Raw genomic sequence first — 19,553 nt, 5'->3', positions numbered from 1 at the left:
AAACCTGCTCCGCTATCTGCCCCAGCACATGATCGTAGATTAAACAGTCATGGTTAACCGAAGCTTAAGCCACGAAAAACCAACGCGATTTACCGACACCACAAACTGACGCAAACGCTTGCTCCAACACATTTCCCACACATTCGCGGGGTTGCATTTTAAAAATAACTCAAACAGAAAAAATGAAACTCTTGTTCATTTGGACAAGATTAAGTCTAAATCTTAGTATATTTGCCGCGAAATCCAAGAAGAAATTTTCAAGCAGATATATTTTATGATTTACTTTCATTCGAATGAGGCCCCTATGTCGTTTTTTCGGAAATATGTCGATTGGTCCTTCACTTACGCCCGGCTGACCGGGCTTGGGCTACTTGTCGGCTTGAGCGTCATGGGCGGCTATCTTTATACGCTGCAATATAAGGGCAACGTGCACACCATCATCGACGGGCAGGCCTATCGCTCCAACCAGCCCGATGCTGCACGCATTGCCTCCCTGCAAAAGCTTTACGGCATCAAGACCATCATCAATCTGCGCGGCCCTGAACCGGGCTCGAAATGGTATGATGATGAGATCGCGGCTGCAAAGACGCTCGGCATCAACCACGCTGACTTCGAAATGTCGTCGAGGCGGGAACTGAACCGCGCGCAAACCAGACAGCTCATCGCCCTGATGCAGAATGCGGAGAAGCCGGTGCTCATCCATTGCAAATCCGGTGCCGACCGTACCGGTCTGGCTGCGGCGCTCTACGTGGCGGCAGTCGCGAAGGGCAGCGAAAGCAAGGCCGAACGGCAGATGTCCATTGCCTACGGACATTTCGGCTTTCCCTTGAGCCCCACCTACGCGATGGAAAAGACATTCGAGGCCATTGAGGCGGAGCTCGGCTATACCGGTTCCTGACAGTTTTCAGCTTCACAAATGCAAAACGCCGGGGAAAACCCCGGCGTTTTTCTATTCTAAAACCACAACGATCTTATTCGAGGCCGACGATCTTGCCGTCATCCCACTTGAAGATGTCGAAGCTCGGCGAGCTGAGGTCGCCGTTTGCGCCATAGGTCAGCGTGCCGATAGCGGTTTCGATCGGCTTGCCTTCATGCAACGCCTTGGCAACCGCAGCGGAATCGTCAGCCGAACCGGCGCTCTCGATACCAGCCTTGATGACTTCCACAGCAGCATAAGCGTTCATGGTGAAGGCTTCAGCCGGGATGCCCTTGGCCTTCAGCGCTTCGATAGCATCCTTGGAAGCCGGGTTCTTGGTGGCGTCCTTGGCATTGGTGAAGAGCGTGCCCTGTGCATTGGTGCCGCCGATTGCCCAATATTCGGTGTTGGACAGGCCTTCGCCGCCGAGCACCAGTGCCTGCATGCCAGCATCATGAAGCTGACGCGAGAGGAGGCCGCCTTCGGCATGGTAGCCGCCGAAATAGACGACGTCAGTGCCAGCCGACTTGAGCTTGGTGACGAGCGCGCTGAAATCCTTGTCGCCCGGCGTGACCGAATCATAATGGACTTCGGTGATGCCGCCCTTGTTGATCGCCGCCTTGAAAGCGTCGGCCAGACCCTTGCCATAGGCACCCTTATCATGGATCACGGCGACCTTCTTGTCCTTGAAGTTCTTCAGGACATAATCGGCCATGACTTCAGCCTGCTGGTCATCGCGGCCGCAGGTGCGGAACACGTTTTCCAGATTGCGGGCGGTCAGATCCGGGCCGGTGGCGGTCGGGGTGACCATCAGAACGCCGTTTTCCGAGAAGACATCGGAAACAGGGATGGCAACGCCGGTCGTGACCGGGCCGACGACGAACTTGATGCCGTCGCCGACGATCTGGTTGGCGGCGGAAACGCCCTGCTTCGGTTCGCCGGCATCGTCGGCAAACTTCAGAACGACTTTTTCGCCCTTGATGCCGCCAGCCTTGTTGATGACTTCAACGGCGGTTTCCGCGCCCTTCTTCACCTGGTCACCGAAAGCAGCGACAGGACCCGTCAGCGGTGCAACGACGCCGATGGTGATGTCAGCATAGGCGGCGCTGGCAAAGCCGAGTGTAGCTGCGAAAGCCACGCTGGACAGAAGTTTCAGGTTCATTCTTTTTCTCCTTTGGTGGGGCAGCGTCCTCCGACGGCCCCGATACAACCCTTGCCGGTCAAATCTCAGCGCATCCGCGCTGCCGATTGCCGGGCCCTCCCTTTTGTTCATCGCATGATCTCAAAGGGCGATTTAGAGCGCCAGACGCTCTAAATCATATGCATCAACGCGCATCTTATCCGAAAACCGTTTCACACTTTTCGGGATGCGCTTCAAAAGCGCGCCCCCCACTCATTGAAGAGGTCCGAGCCATAATATTATCCGAAATTGCATCTGCCCTTTCGGAATCATGCTCCGGAACGGGAGCGAGCTTTCATGATGTAATAAGAATGCATTTCCGGCTTCCGATTGCAAGGGGCCAAGTGCCCGCAACTACAACGAAAATCGGCTCCTCCCAAAGTCTTAGTTCCCTCCCTTCCATGATGGCGATTCCTTCGCAAAAAAGGCCGCGATTCCCTCTGCGGCCTCTGGCGTTTCCCATGTATCTGCAAGACGGGTCAGTGTCATTTCTATGACGGCCTCGTCTATCGGCGCGCCCAGCGCATGAACCAGCCGCTTGGATGCCGCAACGGCTGCGGGCGCTGTGGCAAAATAGGGTTTGATCTCCGCCTCCACTACCGCATCGAGACGTTCGGCCTCGACCACGTCATGGACGAGCCCGATCCGCCGTGCTTCCTCGGCATCAAAAAGCCGCGCCGAGGTGAATGTGCGCAGCGCATTCGCCTGCCCGATGCGCGCCACCACATAGGGGCTGATGGTGGCCGGTATCAGGCCGAGCTTTGTTTCCGTCAGCCCGAAGCGCGCGCCGGAAACGCTGATCGCCGCATCGCAGACGCTGATGAGACCGACGCCGCCGCCATAGGCCTGCCCGTTGATGCGCCCGATCAGCGGCTTGGGCAGATCGCGCAATGCTTTCAGCATGAGGGCGAGCTTGCGCGCTTCCTCAATCCGCTGGGCGCGCGTGGCTTTCACCTGTTCCTGCATCCATCCCAGATCACCGCCTGCACAAAAACTGGTACCATTGCCGGTCAGGACCACGAGGCGCACGGCGTCATTGTCCGCCAGATGCAGCGTCGCCGTCAGAAGCTCGTCAATCATCCGACCGGAGAGCGCATTGTGCTGTTCGGGGCGGTTGAGCGTCAGCGCGGCCACACCGCGCTGATCGACGGCAATCTGGATCGTCTCGAACGTCGTCATGCGGCTTTATCCTGACGCAGCGCCTCAGCGAACAAAGCCGCCGACTTTAGCTTGTCCAGATCGAGGCCGGTTTCAAAACCCAATCCATGCAGCATTTCGACAACGGAAACCGTATCGACATTGCCCTTGGCGCCCGGCGCGAAAGGACAGCCGCCGAGGCCACCGACCGAAGCATCGAACACCCGCAGGCCTTTTTCGAGACTGACGCGGATATTGTCGAGCGCACGCCCTCCCGTGTCGTGGTAATGACCAGCAAGGCTATGTGCAGGCGCAATGGCCAGCACCGCGTCAAGCATCGCCGCGACCTTGTCCGGCATACCGCGCCCGATCGTGTCGCCGAGGCTTACTTCGTGACAGCCGAGCGAGAAGAGCTGCTCGGTCACATCGGCAACCGCTTGCGGGGCCACTGGCCCGTCATAGGGGCATTCGACCACGCAGCTCACATAGCCGCGAATGGCCAGACCGTCATTGATCGCGGCACCAATCACTGGCGACAGCCGCTCGATGCTCTCAGAGATCGTGCAATTGATATTGGCTTTCGAAAAGCCTTCCGAGGCGGAAATGAATACCGCGATCTCATCGACATTGGCGGCGGCGGCAAGCTCATAGCCCTTCATATTGGGCACAAGCACCGAATAACGCACGCCGTTGGCGCGGCGAATCCCGGCCATGACTTCCGCCGCATCTGCCAATTGCGGCACCCATTTGGGGCTGACGAAACTCGTCGCCTCGATGCGGGCATAGCCGCAGCCCGACAGGCGGTCGATCAGCGCGATCTTGTCGGCTGTCGGCACAAACCGCTTTTCATTCTGCAGGCCATCACGTGCTGCCATTTCAACGATTTCTACGTGTTCAGCCATGTTCTTCCTCCAGTTCAATCAGCAATGCGCCTTCATTGACCTGATCGCCCGCTACAACGGTTACCGACGCAACCTTGCCGTCGCGCGGCGCAGTCAGTGACAGCTCCATCTTCATCGCTTCCATCGTCACCAGCGGATCGCCCTTGGCGACGCTTGCACCCTCCATGACGGAAACAAGCGCTACCCGCCCCGGCATCGGCGAGAGGATGCGGCTTTCGCTCGAAGCATCCTCTTCCGCACCTATCGCCTGCACATGATGAAATATGGTGTCACGACCTTCGAGCTGCACCATTACATCATGTCCGATGCGCATAACGGACGCCTCCGATACGCGGCCATCGACAGCAAAGCGAAGCAGCCCGTTCTTATGCTCACGAATTTCGATGGTGCCGAGAGCAAAACCGAAATGTCCGTCGCCCCTGGTCGTGAAGCTGACCGTGCGGCGTTCGCCGTGATGATCGATCAGAACCGAGCGCGATGCCTCGCCCCAAAGCCGGAACCCGCGCAGCCTCATCCATGGATCATTTGTCTGCGGCGTATCGAGAAGATCGAGCGCACCAAGGGCTGCCAGCGCAAAGGCAATATCCGAAAGCTGCTTATCGGCGAACAGTGTCGCCGTCTCGCGTGCGATCAGGCCGGTATCGACATCACCGGTACGGAAAGCTTCGAGGTTGCAAAGCGCCGACAAAAATTGGCGATTGGTGACGAGGCCCGCAATCCGGGTCTTGTTTAGTGCCGCATCAAGCCGGTTTAGTGCCTCATCGCGCGTTGCGCCATGGGCGATGATCTTTGCGATCATCGGATCATAGAACGGCGTGATCGTGTCACCGGTTCGCACACCAGAATCGACACGGGCATTTTCAGGCGGCGCGAACAGAGCAAGCTTGCCGGTTGCAGGCAGAAAATCCCGTGCCGGGTCTTCCGCATAAAGCCGCGCCTCGAAAGCCCAGCCGTTTATGGAAAGCTCGTCCTGTCGTTTCGGAAGCGTATCGCCGGACGCCACGCGCAATTGCCATTCGACAAGGTCGAGGCCAGTGATCGCTTCCGTCACTGGATGCTCCACCTGCAGACGGGTGTTCATTTCCATGAAGAAGAAACGGTCCGGCCGCAGCCCCTCCGAAACATCGGCGATGAACTCCACCGTACCCGCGCCACAATAGCCAATGGCGAGCGCGGCCTTGACCGCAGCCTCGCCCATGGCGGCGCGCATTTCCGGCGTCATGCCAGGCGCAGGCGCTTCCTCGATGACTTTCTGGTGGCGGCGTTGCAGCGAACAATCGCGCTCGAACAGATGCACCGCATTGCCGTGACTGTCGCCAAAGACCTGCACCTCGATATGGCGCGGCTTCGTCATGTATTTTTCGACCAGCACCGCGCTATCGCCGAAAGAGGCTTCCGCCTCGCGGCGCGCGCTGTCCAGTGCCGCCGCAAAATCAGCTGCCTGATCGACACGGCGCATGCCCTTGCCGCCACCGCCCGCACGCGCCTTGATGAGCACAGGATAGGTGATCCGGTCGGCCTCGCTTTTCAGGAAAGCTCCATCCTGATTATCGCCGTGATAGCCCGGAACGACAGGCACGCCTGCCTTTTCTATCAGCGCCTTGGCGGCATCCTTCAGCCCCATGGCGCGAATGGCTTTGGCCGATGGGCCGATGAAGACAAGCCCGGCCGCTTCGACAGCATCCACGAAACCGGCATTTTCGGAGAGAAACCCATAGCCCGGATGGATAGCCTCTGCGCCGGCTTCCTTCGCCGCCTCTATGATCGCACTGACATTCAGATAACTTTGCGCAGAAATGGCAGGGCCGACCCGCACCGCCTCGTCGGCCATCTCCACATGCAGCGCGTGGGCGTCGGCATCGGAATAAATTGCGACGGTGGCAATGCCAAGCTTGCGCGCCGTGCGAATGACCCGGCAGGCAATTTCTCCGCGATTGGCAATCAGTATCTTTTGAAACATCTGATTGTCTTCCTACATTCTGAAGATGCCAAAACGCGTCGGCTCGACCGGCGCGTTCAGCGTGGCGGAAAGCGACAGACCGAGCACTTCGCGGCTCTTGCGCGGATCGACGATGCCGTCATCCCAAAGCCGCGCCGAGGCATAAAGCGGGTGGCTCTGGCGCTCGAACATCTCCAGCGTCGGGCGCTTGAACTCCGCCTCCTCATCCGCCGACCATGTGCCGCCGGTGCGCTCGATCCCGTCGCGCTTGACGGTTGCCAACACGCCAGCCGCCTGCTCGCCGCCCATCACCGCGATGCGGTTGTTCGGCCAGGTCCACAGGAAACGCGGCGAATAGGCCCGCCCCGCCATGCCGTAATTGCCCGCGCCATAGGATGCGCCGATCAGCATGGTGATCTTCGGCACATTGGCCGTCGCCACCGCCGTTACCAGCTTGGCGCCGTGTTTCGCGATGCCCTCGGCTTCATATTTGCGCCCGACCATGAAGCCGGTGATGTTCTGCAAAAACACCAGCGGAATATTGCGCTGGCAGCAAAGCTCGATGAAATGCGCGCCTTTGAGCGCCGCTTCGGAAAACAGCACGCCGTTATTGGCAATAATCCCGACCGGCATACCGTAGACGCTGGCAAAACCGCAGACCAAAGTGGTGCCGTAGCGCGCCTTGAACTCATCGAAATCCGACCCGTCGACCAGCCGCGCGATCACTTCGCGCACATCATAGGGAATGCGCGTATCGGCGGAAACAACGCCCAGAATTTCCTCCGGGTCGTAAAGCGGCGCACCGCCATCACCTCTTGGGATAAACTCACGCTTCTCGCTGTTGAGATTGGCGGCAATGGCGCGCGCGATCTGCAATGCATGGGCGTCGTCATTGGCCAGATGGTCGGCCACGCCGGAAAGCCGCGTGTGCACATCGCCGCCGCCAAGGTCTTCCGCCGTCACCACTTCGCCGGTTGCAGCTTTCACCAGCGGAGGGCCAGCCAGAAAGATCGTGCCCTGACCCCGCACGATCACCGTTTCGTCGCTCATGGCAGGCACGTAGGCACCACCCGCCGTACACGAACCCATGACCACGGCGACCTGCGGAATGCCTGCCGCCGACATCTGCGCCTGATTATAAAAGATGCGTCCGAAATGGTCGCGATCCGGAAAAACCTCGTCCTGATTGGGCAGGTTCGCGCCGCCGGAATCGACCAGATAAATGCAGGGCAGGCGATTTTCGCCCGCGATTTCCTGCGCGCGCAGGTGCTTCTTCACCGTGACCGGATAATAGGTGCCGCCCTTCACCGTCGCATCATTGCAGACGATCATGCAATCACGGCCCGATACCCGCCCGATGCCGGTGATGATGCCACCCGAAGGGGCAGCATTGCCATACATGCCATGCGCTGCCGTCAGCCCCACTTCGAGAAAAGGCGAACCCGGATCGAGCAATTGCGCCACGCGCTCGCGCGGTAGCAGTTTGCCGCGTGCAATATGGCGCTCGCGTGCTTTCTCGCCACCGCCATCGAGTGCAATCTGGGAAGCTTCACCCACCACGTCGATCGCCGCCAGCATGGCCTTGCGGTTGGCCTCGAAGCTGGCGCTGCGCGTGGAGATTTCCGATTTCAGAACCGCCATCAACGGGTCTCCTGAAAGAGTTCCCGTCCGATCAGCATGCGCCGGATTTCTGACGTGCCCGCACCGATCTCATAGAGCTTCGCATCGCGCAAAAGGCGGCCCGTGGGATAGTCATTGATGTAGCCGTTGCCGCCGAGGGACTGGATCGCCTGCAAGGCCATCTGCGTCGCATTTTCCGCCGTGTAGAGAATGCAACCCGCCGCATCCTTGCGCGACGTCTCGCCCCGGTCGCAGGCCGCCGCCACCGCATAAGTGTAGGCGCGCGAGGCGTTGAAGATCACATACATGTCGGCAAGCTTGCCCTGCATCAACTGGAACTCGCCAATCGGCTGATCGAACTGCTTGCGCTCATGCACATAAGGCACCACGACATCGAGACAGGCCGCCATGATGCCGAGCGGGCCACCCGCCAGCACCACACGCTCATAATCGAGGCCGGACATCAGCACATTGACGCCCTTGCCTTCTGCCCCGAGCAGGTTTTCGGCAGGCACTTCGCAATCCTCGAACACCAGTTCACAGGTATTGGAACCGCGCATGCCGAGCTTGTCGAGCTTCTGCGCGGTCGAAAATCCCTTGAAAGTTTTTTCAACGATGAAGGCGCTGATGCCGCGCGGACCTGCCGACGGATCAGTCTTGGCATAAACCACCAGCACATCTGCATCCGGGCCGTTGGTGATCCACATCTTGTTGCCGTTGAGAACGTAACGGTCGCCGCGTTTCTCGGCGGCAAGTTTCATCGAAACGACATCGGAACCGGCACCCGGCTCGGACATGGCGAGCGCGCCGACATGCTCGCCGGAAATAAGTTTTGGCAGATATTTCGCGCGCTGCTCGGGAGAACCGTTTCGCTTGATCTGGTTGACGCAGAGATTGGAATGCGCGCCATAGCTGAGGCCGATGGAAGCGGAAGCGCGGCTGATTTCTTCCATCGCAATGCAATGGGCGAGATAGCCCATGCCCGCGCCGCCGTATTCTTCGGGCGCCGTAATGCCGAGTACGCCAAGCTCACCCAATTCACGCCAAAGATGCATGGGAAATGCATTGTTGCGGTCGGTTTCAGCGGCCAGCGGCGCAATGCGGCTTTCCGCAAAACGGCGCACCGTATCGCGAAGGGCTTCGATCTCCTCGCCAAGACCGAAATTCATGCCCCCCCAATTTTGGCCCGATGCAAACATACTCGTCCTCCACAAGTTCTGCCCGGCAACCACCGCTTTCGCGATGGGCTATGTTCAGGCCAGAGTGTCCCGTGAATTTCAAATAGGCAATGGCTTTACGTGGCGTTCTGTGGCTATTTATTACCGGATAACGAAATTTTGTTGCGCTCGTTATCCGGCAACAAAATCAATCCCCTTGAAGCTCTACAATATCCCGATAAAGCTCCAGCGCTTCCGGGTTGGCAAGCGCTTCGCGGTTCTTCACGTCGCGCCCGTGCACGATATCGCGCACTGCAAGTTCCACGATCTTTCCCGACTTGGTGCGCGGAATATCAGCAACCGCAACGATCTTTGCCGGAACGTGACGTGGCGTGGCACCAGTCCGAATCTTGGTCTTGATGCGCGCCTTGAGGTCGTCGTCCAGCGTCACACCTTCGGCGAGCCGCACGAACAGCACCACCCGCACATCCTTGTCCCAGTCCTGCCCGATGCAGAGCGCCTCGGCGATCTCCGGCATCTGCTCGACCTGATTGTAAATCTCCGCCGTACCGATACGCACGCCGCCGGGATTGAGCGTCGCATCCGAACGACCATGGATGACGATGCCGTCATGCTCGGTCCATTCGGCAAAATCGCCATGGCACCAGATATTGTCGAAACGCTCGAAATAGGCAGCCTGATATTTCACCCCATCCGGATCGTTCCAGAATTGCAGCGGCATGCAGGGGAATGCCCTGGTGCAGACCAGTTCGCCTTTTTCGCGGCGCACCGGCTTGCCATCGTCGTTCCAGACATCGACGGCCATGCCAAGGCCAGCCCCCTGAATTTCGCCCAGCCAGACCGGTTCGGTCGGAACGCCCAGCACAAAGCAGGACACGATATCCGTACCGCCGGAAATGGACGCGAGATGCACGTCCGGCTTGATCGCTTCATAGACGAAGGCAAAGCCTTCCGGCGATAGCGGCGAGCCGGTCGAGGAGACGGTGCGCAGCGCCGACAGATCATGCGTTTCGCCGGGCTTCAGGCCGGCTTTCAAAACGGCGTCGATGAATTTCGCCGAAGTACCGAAATAGGTCATGCCCTCGGCGGCGGCATAATCGAACAATACATTGCCATCGGGATAGAAAGGCGAACCGTCATAGAGCAGAAGCGTGGCGCCGGAGGCGATGCCCGAAGCCAGCCAGTTCCACATCATCCAGCCGCAGGTGGTGAAATAGAAGAAACGGTCGCCGTCGCGAATATCCGCATGAAGGCGGTGTTCCTTCAGGTGCTGCAGCAGCACGCCGCCAGCCCGGTGCACGATACATTTCGGTATGCCCGTCGTGCCGGAGGAAAACAGGATATAAAGCGGATGATCGAAGGGGAGCCGCGTGAATTCCACGTCCCTGGCCTTGAATGGCTCCAGAGCCGCGTCGAGCGACATGCCCTTTTCCGCCTTCGCGGCGACGGTTTCCGCTTCGCCGAGATAAGTCACGATGACGGAGCGCTTCAGCCCCGGCAGTTTTGCCGTCACTTCAGCAACCTTGTCGGCAACGTCGATGCGCTTGCCATTATACCAATAGCCATCGCAGGCGAAGAAAAGCTTCGGTTCGATCTGGCCGAAACGATCCAGCACGCCCTGCACGCCGAAATCCGGCGAGCAGGAAGACCAGACCGCGCCGATGGACGAAGCAGCCAGCATCAGGGCCACAGCCTCCGGCATATTGGGCATCATCCCCGCCACGCGGTCGCCCGGCTGAACTCCCTCCGCCAGCATGAACTGCTGCAGTTTCGAGACCAGCGCGTGAAGATCGTCCCATGTCAGGCGGCGCTCGACCTTGTCCTCACCGCGAAAGACGATGGCTTCCTCGTCCCCCTCATGGCGCAGCAGGTTCTCGGCGAAATTGAGCCGTGCCTCGGGGAAGAATTTTGCGTCACGCATATGGCCTTTATCGACAAGGGCCGTGCTGCCACGCTCGCCGATAACCTCGCAGAAATCCCACACAAGCTGCCAGAACCCGCCGCGATCCTCGACAGACCAGCGATGCAGCGCAGTGTAGTCCGGCAGGCTCAGATCCGTGCGCTGTTCTGCGCGAATGCGGAATTGTTCCAGATTGCTGGCGGCAATGCGCCCAGCGTCCGGTTGCCACAGCGGATGGTCATGCGAAAACTGCGTGGGGACTGCGTTGGTGCTCATCATTCCTCCCAGAACCATGCGGAGCCAGACCCTCTCCCGATCAACTCCGTCACGAGTTTCTAAAAGAGAGTTTCCGATACGTCCATGCTTTTCCCATGGATGGCCCATCAAAGGAACCGTATTGCCCGCACCTCGAGCGGTTCGGCCCAAACGGAGACACTGGAACCGCTCGAATATTTGCTTCGTCGCATTATCCCACGCAAAACCGCTTCGCACTTTTGCTGGAAATGCTCCAATTGTGATTGCCGGACAAACAGGCCGAACCTACTGTGCATCTTGCTTTATGGGAAAGCGTAACCTAACTACAGCCCGCGCCGGAAGCATCCTGATGCCTTTCGACGCAAAAGAAATATCCAGTTCTCAGGGCGGGGCGAAACTCCCCACCGGCGGTAACGGGTGAAACACCCGAAGCCCGCGAGCGCCTGACACGGCAAACGTGACAGGGTCAGCAGATTCGGTGCAAATCCGAAGCCGACGGTCATAGTCCGGATGAGAGAGAACGAGGTTGGAATCATGCTCGGCTGGACGGCTTGCCGTCTTCGTCCTGCAGTTTTTCTTCCCGTACCCTGAGGTAACAGGCTTAAAAAAGGGACGAAACCGTTGAGCCAACTTGCCTCTACCCCAACTTTGAAACCCACCGTGCGCGGAGCAGCACTGATGGTTGCGGCCTGTTCGGCCTATGCCGCCGTCAATGTCGCCACCCAATGGGCCGGAACACGCACCGGCATTCCATCCGTCATCATCGCCTTCTGGCAATATGTGATCGCGCTGGTGCTGACCTTGCCCCTGCTCGTTCGCGATGGCGCGAGAGCCTTGCGCACCAGCCATTTCGGTCTTCACGTCATTCGCGTCGCGCTGGCTGCCGCTGGCGTACAGGTCTGGATTTACGCTCTGACCCATGTGCCAATCTGGCAGGTGGTCGCCCTGTCCATTACCTCACCCTTCTTCGTCATCCTGTGCGCACGGCTGTTTCTGCGGGAAAAGGTCACGCCAACACGCCTGATGACCACATTCACCGGATTTGTCGGAGCCTTGATCATCATCGCACCCTGGTCGGATTCCTATACGGTCTATTCACTGCTGCCCGTCCTCGCCGCGGCACTTTGGGCGGGATATTCGGTGATGACCAAATATCTGACCCGTTTCGAAAAGCCTGCCAGCATTTCGGCCTATATGCTGGTGCTTCTCACGCCCATCAACGCCGCCCTTTGGCTGGCATCCGGCTTGGGCATGTCCGCAATCACCGCACCGACCATCGAAATCTGGTCCATATTGGTCATCATCGGCGCTTTCACGGCTCTGGCACAATATTTCCAGACGGCAGCCTATGCGGTGGCGGACGCTGTCTACCTGCAGCCGTTCGACGATCTGAGGCTGCCGATCAACGTGATTTTCGGCTGGATCGTGTTTGCTGCCACGCCAAGCATCAATTTCTGGCCGGGAGCTGTCCTGATCGTGGGTGCATCGCTCTATCTGATGCGTCAGGATAGCGGCACGACGCGCACCGCCTGATCGAGCCGGTGAGGATACCTGCCTATCGGGAGACGGGCAGTCTGTCTCTCGCAGCCTCAGAAAATTCACCTGGGCCTTCGAACCTGCCGGCCCAGGCGTCGATTCTCTGCACCAGCCAGCGTTGAACGGGATTTTCGAACAGGTGATATGCGGCGATAGCGGTCATCAGGCTTGCAAGAACAGCTCCGGTAAGCAGCATGACTGCGCCTGCTGTCGTCTCCTCCCATCGCTCCGGGGTCATTCTGAAAAACATCATTCCCACCAGCGGATGAAGAATGAAAATACCGAAACTGTAACGGGAGAGTTTTGTCAGTCCATGCCACTGTAGCGGCGTATAAATGCCCTGACTGGACGCAAGATAGAGCACATAGATACCCGCATAGAGAAATCCCAGCCGCCAGGGACCTTCGAGCGTATTGGGTTCACCCGGCCCGTTTCCCGGATGATAGGACACAAAGACGATCAGGCAAACGGCCAGCAATATCTTGATTGCCGCTGCTGGCATTGCAGGATGCGTTCGCCTTGCAAGCCACATGCCGAAGAGAAAGGACGGCAAGGTCCGGAACACACCCACAGCAGACAATTGAATGCGGGTCAGTGACAACACGCCGAGCTTTTGCGCCAGATATTCACCGCCGATAATGGCCACGATTACGCCGACAAGAACCCAGCTCCCGAAACGACGGCACAACATATCGAACAGCGGAAAAGCCAGATACATCGCGAAAAGGGCACTCAGCGACCAACTGACATAATTGTAGGACGACGTGTGTCCCAGACCCCAATTGTGGATCAGCAGCAACTGAGTGAGCCCATCGCGCCAGCTTGTGCTGGGGTTACCCGAAGGATGCAGGATTCCCGCTGTCGTCAGGACGGAGAGAAGCACAAAGCACGAGAAAGCCACCACGTGCAGCGGATAAATCCGCGCCAGCCGCCTTCCGACAAAAGCCACGTAACGGGGCCCGCTCCAGAGATAATTTCGTCGTCTTGCCAGAAACAGCCCAGAGACAATAAAGAAGACATCAGTAAAATAAGCAAAAGTTAATATAAAATCATTCAATGTCTCATTCTGCACCGAAATGCGGAAAGAAAAATGGAAAACGGTGATTCCCATACATAATAAAAATCGTAATCCATCGAAATCTGGCAGCCTGTTCATTCAAAATAGCACTGATAAATTACTTCGCCGAGATCCTGTTTACCAATTTCTGGGGAGTTGTCGAGCGCAACTTGGGCGTGAAATTCACCATGACGTGAGAATTTCGCCGGGATATCAGTCCGCCGCAGCGAAATGTTCCATCTGGTCGGCATAGGCTTTCTGGAATGCAGGCCGCGCCATGGCACGTTCGACATAGGCCCGGCAGGTCGGATGCTGCGCCAGACCGTCAAAATGATCGACCAGACGCAACACGTCGGCCATCAGAATATCGGCAACCGAAAATTGCTCCGTCAGCCATTCGCGGCCTGATAGCGCCTGTTCCATATGGCCAAGCCGACCGGCCAGAAAACTGTCCATGAGCTGACGCCCCGGTGTCGGCTCTTCATCACCGGTGAATTTATAAAGGGCGAGCGGCAAGGCAGCCATTTCTACCGAATTCAGTGCTGCAAAGAGCCATTGTATGACTTCGTTTCGCGCCCTCGGATCAGGCGGCAACAGCGTGTCGCTCTTCTCCGCAATATGAAGCAGGATGGCGCCGCTTTCAAAGACCGACATATCGCCATCGATCAGCCATGGCACCTGCCCGAAAGGCTGATGGGTGAAATGTTCTGGCCCGCGATTCTTGAACGGAACGCCTTCGACACGATAGGGCAGCCCGGCTTCTTCCAGCGCCCAGCGCACGCGAAGATCGCGGACGAAGCCGCGTGGCATTTTGGGAACCCAGTCGAATGTCGCCAAGATCATTTCTGTCATGGGAAACGACATAGCGCACGAACAGTCATTGTCCAACGACAGCTATTGCGCCGACCGATATGCTGTATGTTCAGGCTTTATGGGAAGGGAATTTGGTGGAGCCAAGCGGGATCGAACCGCTGACCTCCTGCATGCCATGCAGGCGCTCTCCCAGCTGAGCTATGGCCCCATCAGACCTCTTTCGAGGCACATCAGGCAGGACTTGCTGCCCGGTGTGGCGGCTTATTAAATGGCGTTCGCCAGAAGATCAAGAGCTAAATCGCAACTCTTTTCACATCTGCCAAAAATAATTCACAGATCACGCCGAAGCCCCCATCCGGGAGGCGCTTAAAACGCAACGAGGCGACCCGAAGGTCGCCTCGCAAAAGCATCAGGTCTTGATCTGTGTAACAGATCAGCCTTCTTCGTCTTCGCCGCCGACGCCACCGCCGAGAATGCCCGACATGTCGTCGTCCTCGTCTTCCTCTTCTTCGAGGAAGGTGTCGTCATCGTCGTCGCCGAGGTCGACATCGTCGTCGTCCATATCCGGCAGATCGTCGCCGCTGCCCTTGGTTTCGTCGTCGGCATCCTCGAGCGAGACGAATTCCGGCTTTTCGAGCGCGGTATCCAGTTCTTCCTCTTCGGTTTCCTCTTCGACAACACGGCTTTCAAGCGTGGAGTCGAAATAGGAGCGCGGATAGGAAATGCCAGTGTAAGGCGAAACGATCGGATCGCGATTGAGATCGTAAAATTTCTTGCCCGTTTCCGGGTCGATACGCTTGGTACCAAGTTCAGCTTTTGCCACGTCTAGCCTCGTTAATTCACACGGGGACACAAATTCATAAAATCGCGCCGGAATGCCTGCCTTGAAGCATATAGCCCTTCACCATGCTGTTCATGGGGCCATATAGCAAGGGGCAAGTCTTGAGCACGTTTATATTGTTGTCCGGTGCATAAACGCAATTTGGCGCGTTTGTCAAAGCCAAACGCAAAGGGATGCGCAGACTCTTGGCTCTCCGTGTCGTCCGCGCCGCGTATTCACGGATGACCGCACAATATTACTATGCTAGGGAAGCCCCGCTTATCTCTCAATCCCGGCGCGTGTCCGCGCCAAAAATGTGACTGTGAAAAATCCATGTCCCATTCTGCATCCCCGAAACCAGCAACCGCCCGCCGCTCGGAGGCACTCACGGGCGAAATCCGCATTCCGGGTGACAAATCCATCTCGCATCGTTCCTTCATGTTTGGCGGTCTTGCATCGGGTGAAACCCGCATCACCGGCCTTCTGGAAGGCGAAGACGTCATCAATACCGGTCGCGCCATGCAGGCCATGGGCGCGAAAATCCGCAAGGATGGCGATGTCTGGATCATCAATGGCGTCGGCAACGGTTGCCTGTTGCAGCCCGAAGCAGCTCTTGATTTCGGCAATGCCGGAACCGGTGCGCGCCTCACCATGGGCCTTGTCGGCACCTATGACATGAAAACCTCCTTTATCGGCGACGCCTCGCTTTCCAAGCGCCCGATGGGCCGCGTGCTAAACCCTTTGCGCGAAATGGGCGTTCAGGTGGAAGCTGCCGACGGCGACCGCATGCCGCTGACGCTGATCGGCCCCAGGACAGCCAATCCGATCACCTACCGCGTACCGATGGCATCCGCGCAGGTAAAGTCCGCCGTGCTGCTCGCCGGTCTCAATACGCCGGGCGTCACCACCGTCATCGAGCCGGTCATGACCCGCGACCATACGGAAAAGATGCTGCAGGGCTTTGGCGCCGATCTTTCGGTTGAAACCGACAAGGATGGCGTGCGCCACATTCGCATCACCGGCCAGGGCAAGCTTATCGGCCAGACCATCGACGTGCCGGGTGATCCGTCCTCGACGGCCTTCCCGCTTGTTGCCGCCCTTCTGGTCGAAGGTTCGGATGTTACCATCCACAACGTGCTGATGAACCCGACCCGTACCGGCCTGATCCTGACGCTGCAGGAAATGGGCGCCGATATCGAAGTGCTCAATGCCCGTCTTGCTGGCGGCGAGGATGTCGCCGATCTTCGCGTGAAGGCATCGAAGCTCAAGGGCGTCGTCGTTCCGCCGGAACGCGCCCCGTCGATGATCGACGAATATCCGGTTCTGGCGATTGCCGCCGCCTTCGCGGAAGGCGAAACCGTGATGGACGGTCTGGACGAGCTGCGCGTCAAGGAATCGGACCGTCTGGCAGCCGTTGCGCGCGGCCTTGAAGCCAATGGCGTCGATTGCACCGAAGGCGAGATGTCGCTGACGGTCCGCGGTCGCCCCGACGGCAAGGGACTGGGTGGCGGTACGGTCGCAACCCATCTCGATCACCGTATCGCGATGAGCTTCCTCGTCATGGGCCTTGCATCGGAAAAGCCGGTGACGGTTGACGACAGCACCATGATCGCCACGTCCTTCCCCGAATTCATGGATATGATGCCGGGACTGGGCGCAAAGATCGAGCTGAGCGACGCGCGATGACGCCGTTTGTCGTCGCCCCCTTCATCGTCGCCATCGACGGACCAGCCGCCTCGGGCAAGGGAACCCTTGCCCGGCGCATCGCCATTCACTACGGCATGCCGCATCTGGATACGGGGCTGACCTATCGCGCCGTCGCCAAGGCGCTGATCGACAAGGGGCTGCCGCTCGACGATGAAGCGGTGGCGGCTGACGTCGCGCTGAACCTCGATCTGCGCGAGATGGACAAGGCGGTGCTTTCCGCTCATGCAATCGGTGAGGCTGCGTCGAAGGTTGCGGTCATGCCGAAGGTCCGGCGAGCGCTCGTCGAAGCGCAGCGCAGTTTCGCCAATGCCCTGCCCTCAAGCGTGCTTGACGGGCGCGATATCGGCACCGTCGTCTGTCCCGATGCAGCCATAAAGCTGTTCGTCACGGCGTCGCCGGAAGTGCGCGCCGAGCGTCGCTTTGAAGAAATCGTGGCACGCGGCGAGAAGGCAGATTTCGCGGAAATCCTGGCCGACCTCAAGAAGCGCGACGAACGCGACACGAACCGTATCGATTCTCCGCTGAGGCCCGCTGAAGACGCGCACTTGCTAGATACGAGCGAAATGAGTATAGAAGCGGCATTTCTAGCCGCAAAAAAGCTGATCGATCATGCTTTGGCGCAGCATCGGGGATGAAACCGACAAGTTTTTAGACTTTTTGGATCTCATTGTGCCTCGAAAAGCTGGATTATCCTGAGTTCGGACCTATATAGGCTGCACTCATACTGAAAAGCCTGACTTCGCGTTCCACGCGCCGGTTGTCTGCAAAGACGGGGCCGAGGTCGGGCATAACGCAACACTAACCCCCGGCGCCGCATCCGATGAATTTTCCGGATGCACCAGGAGTATTCATGTCAGAATTCAATCCATCCCTCGCAGACTTCGAGTCGCTGCTGGCGGAATCCTTTGCAACGAACGACCTCGCTGAAGGTTATGTCGTCAAGGGCCGCATCGTAGCCATTGAAAAGGACATGGCGATCATCGACGCCGGTCTGAAGGTCGAAGGCCGCGTGCCGCTGAAGGAATTCGGCGCAAAGGGCAAAGACGGCACGCTGAAGCCGGGCGACGAAGTGGAAGTTTACGTCGAGCGCATCGAAAACGCTCTGGGCGAAGCTGTCCTGTCGCGCGAAAAAGCACGCCGTGAAGAAAGCTGGGTCAAGCTCGAGCAGAAGTTCGCCAATGGCGAGCGCGTCGATGGCGTCATCTTCAATCAGGTCAAGGGTGGTTTCACCGTCGACCTCGACGGCGCAGTTGCCTTCCTGCCGCGTTCGCAGGTCGACATCCGTCCGATCCGCGACGTCACCCCGCTCATGCACGTCCCGCAACCGTTCGAAATCCTCAAGATGGACAAGCGTCGCGGCAACATCGTTGTCTCGCGTCGTACCGTTCTTGAAGAGAGCCGTGCGGAACAGCGTTCGGAAATCGTCCAGAACCTCGAAGAAGGTCAGGTCGTTGAAGGCGTCGTCAAGAACATCACCGATTACGGTGCGTTCGTTGACCTCGGCGGCATCGACGGTCTCCTGCACGTGACCGACATGGCATGGCGCCGCGTCAACCATCCGTCGGAAATCCTCACCATCGGCCAGACGGTCAAGGTGCAGATCATCCGCATCAACCAGGAAACCCATCGTATCTCGCTCGGCATGAAGCAGCTCGAGAGCGATCCTTGGGATGGCATCGGCGCGAAGTACCCGATCGGCAAAAAGATCACCGGCACCGTCACGAACATCACCGACTACGGTGCGTTTGTCGAAATCGAGCCGGGCATCGAAGGCCTCATCCACGTTTCCGAAATGTCGTGGACCAAGAAGAATGTCCATCCAGGCAAGATTCTGTCCACCACGCAGGAAGTCGAAGTCGTTGTGCTCGAAGTTGATCCGGTCAAGCGCCGTATCTCGCTCGGCCTCAAGCAGACCCTCGACAATCCGTGGACGACCTTTGCCCAGAAGTACCCTGTCGGTACCGTTGTTGAAGGCGAAGTCAAGAACAAGACCGAATTCGGCCTGTTCATTGGCCTCGACGGCGACGTTGACGGCATGGTTCACCTCTCCGACCTCGACTGGAACCGTCCGGGCGAACAGGTCATCGAAGAGTACAACAAGGGTGAAGTCGTTAAGGCTGTCGTTCTCGACGTTGACATCGAGAAGGAACGCATCTCGCTCGGCATCAAGCAGCTTTCCGGCGACAAGGTCGGTGAAGCAGCAGCTTCCGGCGACCTGCGCAAGAACGCCGTTGTAACGGTTGAAGTCACCGCAGTAACCGATGGCGGCCTTGAAGTTCGTCTGGTCGATCACGACCTCGACAGCTTCATCAAGCGCTCGGATCTGTCGCGTGACCGCGACGAACAGCGTCCGGAACGCTTCACGGTCGGTCAGAAGGTTGACGCTCGCGTCATCGCTTTCGACAAGAAGACCCGCAAGCTGCAGGTCTCGATCAAGGCGCTCGAAATCGCCGAAGAAAAGGAAGCTGTCGCTCAGTACGGTTCGTCCGACTCCGGCGCTTCGCTCGGCGACATCCTCGGTGCCGCTCTGAAGAAGCAGGAAAAGAACTAATCTTTCCCTCTTCGACTGAACATGGAAAAGCCCGCCTCTCGG

General features: G+C 58.3%; 15 protein-coding genes, 1 tRNA gene and 1 riboswitch. Of the genes, 5 read left to right on the top strand and 11 right to left on the bottom strand.

The features are described from left to right. Positions 1 to 304: 304 nt before the first annotated feature. Complete coding sequence (locus F9K94_RS11645) at positions 305 to 898, top strand: tyrosine-protein phosphatase (RefSeq protein WP_151645766.1); 594 nt, start codon at positions 305 to 307, stop codon at positions 896 to 898. Positions 899 to 971: 73 nt separating this feature from the next. On the opposite strand, the gene F9K94_RS11640 is transcribed toward F9K94_RS11645, so the two are convergent. The 7 genes from F9K94_RS11640 to F9K94_RS11605 form a co-directional block, all read right to left on the bottom strand. Continuing rightward, a complete protein-coding gene (locus tag F9K94_RS11640; protein WP_151645764.1) occupies positions 972 to 2,078 on the bottom strand; it encodes a branched-chain amino acid ABC transporter substrate-binding protein in 1,107 nt (368 codons plus the stop codon). Between the two features lie 402 nt (positions 2,079 to 2,480). After that, on the bottom strand, positions 2,481 to 3,275 hold the full coding sequence (locus F9K94_RS11630) for a crotonase/enoyl-CoA hydratase family protein (RefSeq protein WP_151645762.1): 795 nt from the start codon (positions 3,273 to 3,275) through the stop codon (positions 2,481 to 2,483). Further along, a complete protein-coding gene (locus F9K94_RS11625) occupies positions 3,272 to 4,135 on the bottom strand; it encodes a hydroxymethylglutaryl-CoA lyase (protein WP_151645760.1) in 864 nt (287 codons plus the stop codon). The genes F9K94_RS11630 and F9K94_RS11625 overlap by 4 nt, the downstream gene beginning before the upstream one ends. After that, the gene (locus F9K94_RS11620; RefSeq protein WP_151645758.1) at positions 4,128 to 6,095 is read right to left on the bottom strand and encodes an acetyl/propionyl/methylcrotonyl-CoA carboxylase subunit alpha; all 1,968 of its coding nucleotides are present in this window, start codon (positions 6,093 to 6,095) and stop codon (positions 4,128 to 4,130) included. The genes F9K94_RS11625 and F9K94_RS11620 overlap by 8 nt, the downstream gene beginning before the upstream one ends. Positions 6,096 to 6,107: 12 nt before the next feature. Then, complete coding sequence (locus tag F9K94_RS11615; RefSeq protein WP_151645756.1) at positions 6,108 to 7,715, bottom strand: carboxyl transferase domain-containing protein; 1,608 nt, start codon at positions 7,713 to 7,715, stop codon at positions 6,108 to 6,110. Beyond that, complete coding sequence (locus tag F9K94_RS11610) at positions 7,715 to 8,893, bottom strand: isovaleryl-CoA dehydrogenase (protein WP_151645754.1); 1,179 nt, start codon at positions 8,891 to 8,893, stop codon at positions 7,715 to 7,717. The genes F9K94_RS11615 and F9K94_RS11610 overlap by 1 nt, the downstream gene beginning before the upstream one ends. Before the next feature lie 166 nt (positions 8,894 to 9,059). Next, positions 9,060 to 11,048, bottom strand: a complete 1,989-nt coding sequence (locus tag F9K94_RS11605) for an acetoacetate--CoA ligase (RefSeq protein WP_151645752.1) — start codon at positions 11,046 to 11,048, stop codon at positions 9,060 to 9,062. A gap of 352 nt (positions 11,049 to 11,400) precedes the next feature. After that, a riboswitch (FMN riboswitch) is annotated at positions 11,401 to 11,553 on the top strand. Positions 11,554 to 11,648: 95 nt separating this feature from the next. On the opposite strand from F9K94_RS11605, the gene F9K94_RS11600 reads away from it, so the two are divergent. After that, positions 11,649 to 12,560 (top strand): DMT family transporter, encoded by a 912-nt coding sequence (locus F9K94_RS11600; protein ID WP_268906957.1) that lies wholly within the window; start codon positions 11,649 to 11,651, stop codon positions 12,558 to 12,560. A 22-nt stretch (positions 12,561 to 12,582) separates the two neighbouring features. Here F9K94_RS11600 and F9K94_RS11595 read toward each other — a convergent pair whose 3' ends face one another. The 4 genes from F9K94_RS11595 to F9K94_RS11580 all read right to left on the bottom strand — a co-directional run bounded on the left by F9K94_RS11595 (position 12,583) and on the right by F9K94_RS11580 (position 15,256). Then, entirely contained in the window at positions 12,583 to 13,719 is a 1,137-nt protein-coding gene (locus F9K94_RS11595) for an acyltransferase family protein (RefSeq protein WP_151645750.1), read from the bottom strand. A 114-nt stretch (positions 13,720 to 13,833) separates the two neighbouring features. Next, the gene (locus tag F9K94_RS11590) at positions 13,834 to 14,472 is read right to left on the bottom strand and encodes a glutathione S-transferase family protein (protein ID WP_151645748.1); all 639 of its coding nucleotides are present in this window, start codon (positions 14,470 to 14,472) and stop codon (positions 13,834 to 13,836) included. Positions 14,473 to 14,565: 93 nt separating this feature from the next. Beyond that, a tRNA-Ala gene (locus tag F9K94_RS11585) sits at positions 14,566 to 14,641 on the bottom strand. Positions 14,642 to 14,866: 225 nt separating this feature from the next. Next, positions 14,867 to 15,256 carry a TIGR02300 family protein gene (locus F9K94_RS11580; protein ID WP_061344726.1) on the bottom strand — a complete coding sequence of 130 codons (390 nt, stop codon included), beginning with the start codon at positions 15,254 to 15,256 and terminating at the stop codon, positions 14,867 to 14,869. Between the two features lie 330 nt (positions 15,257 to 15,586). On the opposite strand from F9K94_RS11580, the gene aroA reads away from it, so the two are divergent. The 3 genes from aroA to rpsA all read left to right on the top strand — a co-directional run bounded on the left by aroA (position 15,587) and on the right by rpsA (position 19,511). Continuing rightward, the gene (gene aroA / locus F9K94_RS11575; RefSeq protein WP_151645746.1) at positions 15,587 to 16,939 is read left to right on the top strand and encodes a 3-phosphoshikimate 1-carboxyvinyltransferase; all 1,353 of its coding nucleotides are present in this window, start codon (positions 15,587 to 15,589) and stop codon (positions 16,937 to 16,939) included. Continuing rightward, positions 16,936 to 17,595, top strand: coding sequence for a (d)CMP kinase (gene cmk, locus F9K94_RS11570; protein ID WP_151645744.1), 660 nt, complete (start codon positions 16,936 to 16,938; stop codon positions 17,593 to 17,595). The genes aroA and cmk overlap by 4 nt, the downstream gene beginning before the upstream one ends. A gap of 215 nt (positions 17,596 to 17,810) precedes the next feature. Beyond that, positions 17,811 to 19,511 (top strand): 30S ribosomal protein S1, encoded by a 1,701-nt coding sequence (gene rpsA, locus F9K94_RS11565; protein WP_061344723.1) that lies wholly within the window; start codon positions 17,811 to 17,813, stop codon positions 19,509 to 19,511. The last annotated feature ends 42 nt before the right edge of the window (positions 19,512 to 19,553 follow it).

This window comes from Brucella tritici, assembly GCF_008932285.1.
Lineage (GTDB): Bacteria > Pseudomonadota > Alphaproteobacteria > Rhizobiales > Rhizobiaceae > Brucella > Brucella tritici.
This window is presented reverse-complemented; position numbering and strand designations above follow the sequence as displayed.

Bases quoted from the DNA above. Each gene is read 5' to 3' on its own strand.
- F9K94_RS11625 (WP_151645760.1), bottom strand. From the start codon at position 4,135: ATGGCTGAACACGTAGAAATCGTTGAAATGGCAGCACGTGATGGCCTG.
- F9K94_RS11595 (WP_151645750.1), bottom strand. From the start codon at position 13,719: ATGAACAGGCTGCCAGATTTCGATGGATTACGATTTTTATTATGTATG.
- F9K94_RS11645 (WP_151645766.1), top strand. From the start codon at position 305: ATGTCGTTTTTTCGGAAATATGTCGATTGGTCCTTCACTTACGCCCGG.
- F9K94_RS11610 (WP_151645754.1), bottom strand. From the start codon at position 8,893: ATGTTTGCATCGGGCCAAAATTGGGGGGGCATGAATTTCGGTCTTGGC.
- F9K94_RS11630 (WP_151645762.1), bottom strand. From the start codon at position 3,275: ATGACGACGTTCGAGACGATCCAGATTGCCGTCGATCAGCGCGGTGTG.
- aroA (WP_151645746.1), top strand. From the start codon at position 15,587: ATGTCCCATTCTGCATCCCCGAAACCAGCAACCGCCCGCCGCTCGGAG.
- cmk (WP_151645744.1), top strand. From the start codon at position 16,936: ATGACGCCGTTTGTCGTCGCCCCCTTCATCGTCGCCATCGACGGACCA.
- F9K94_RS11620 (WP_151645758.1), bottom strand. From the start codon at position 6,095: ATGTTTCAAAAGATACTGATTGCCAATCGCGGAGAAATTGCCTGCCGG.
- F9K94_RS11640 (WP_151645764.1), bottom strand. From the start codon at position 2,078: ATGAACCTGAAACTTCTGTCCAGCGTGGCTTTCGCAGCTACACTCGGC.
- F9K94_RS11605 (WP_151645752.1), bottom strand. From the start codon at position 11,048: ATGAGCACCAACGCAGTCCCCACGCAGTTTTCGCATGACCATCCGCTG.
- F9K94_RS11590 (WP_151645748.1), bottom strand. From the start codon at position 14,472: ATGACAGAAATGATCTTGGCGACATTCGACTGGGTTCCCAAAATGCCA.
- F9K94_RS11615 (WP_151645756.1), bottom strand. From the start codon at position 7,715: ATGGCGGTTCTGAAATCGGAAATCTCCACGCGCAGCGCCAGCTTCGAG.
- rpsA (WP_061344723.1), top strand. From the start codon at position 17,811: ATGTCAGAATTCAATCCATCCCTCGCAGACTTCGAGTCGCTGCTGGCG.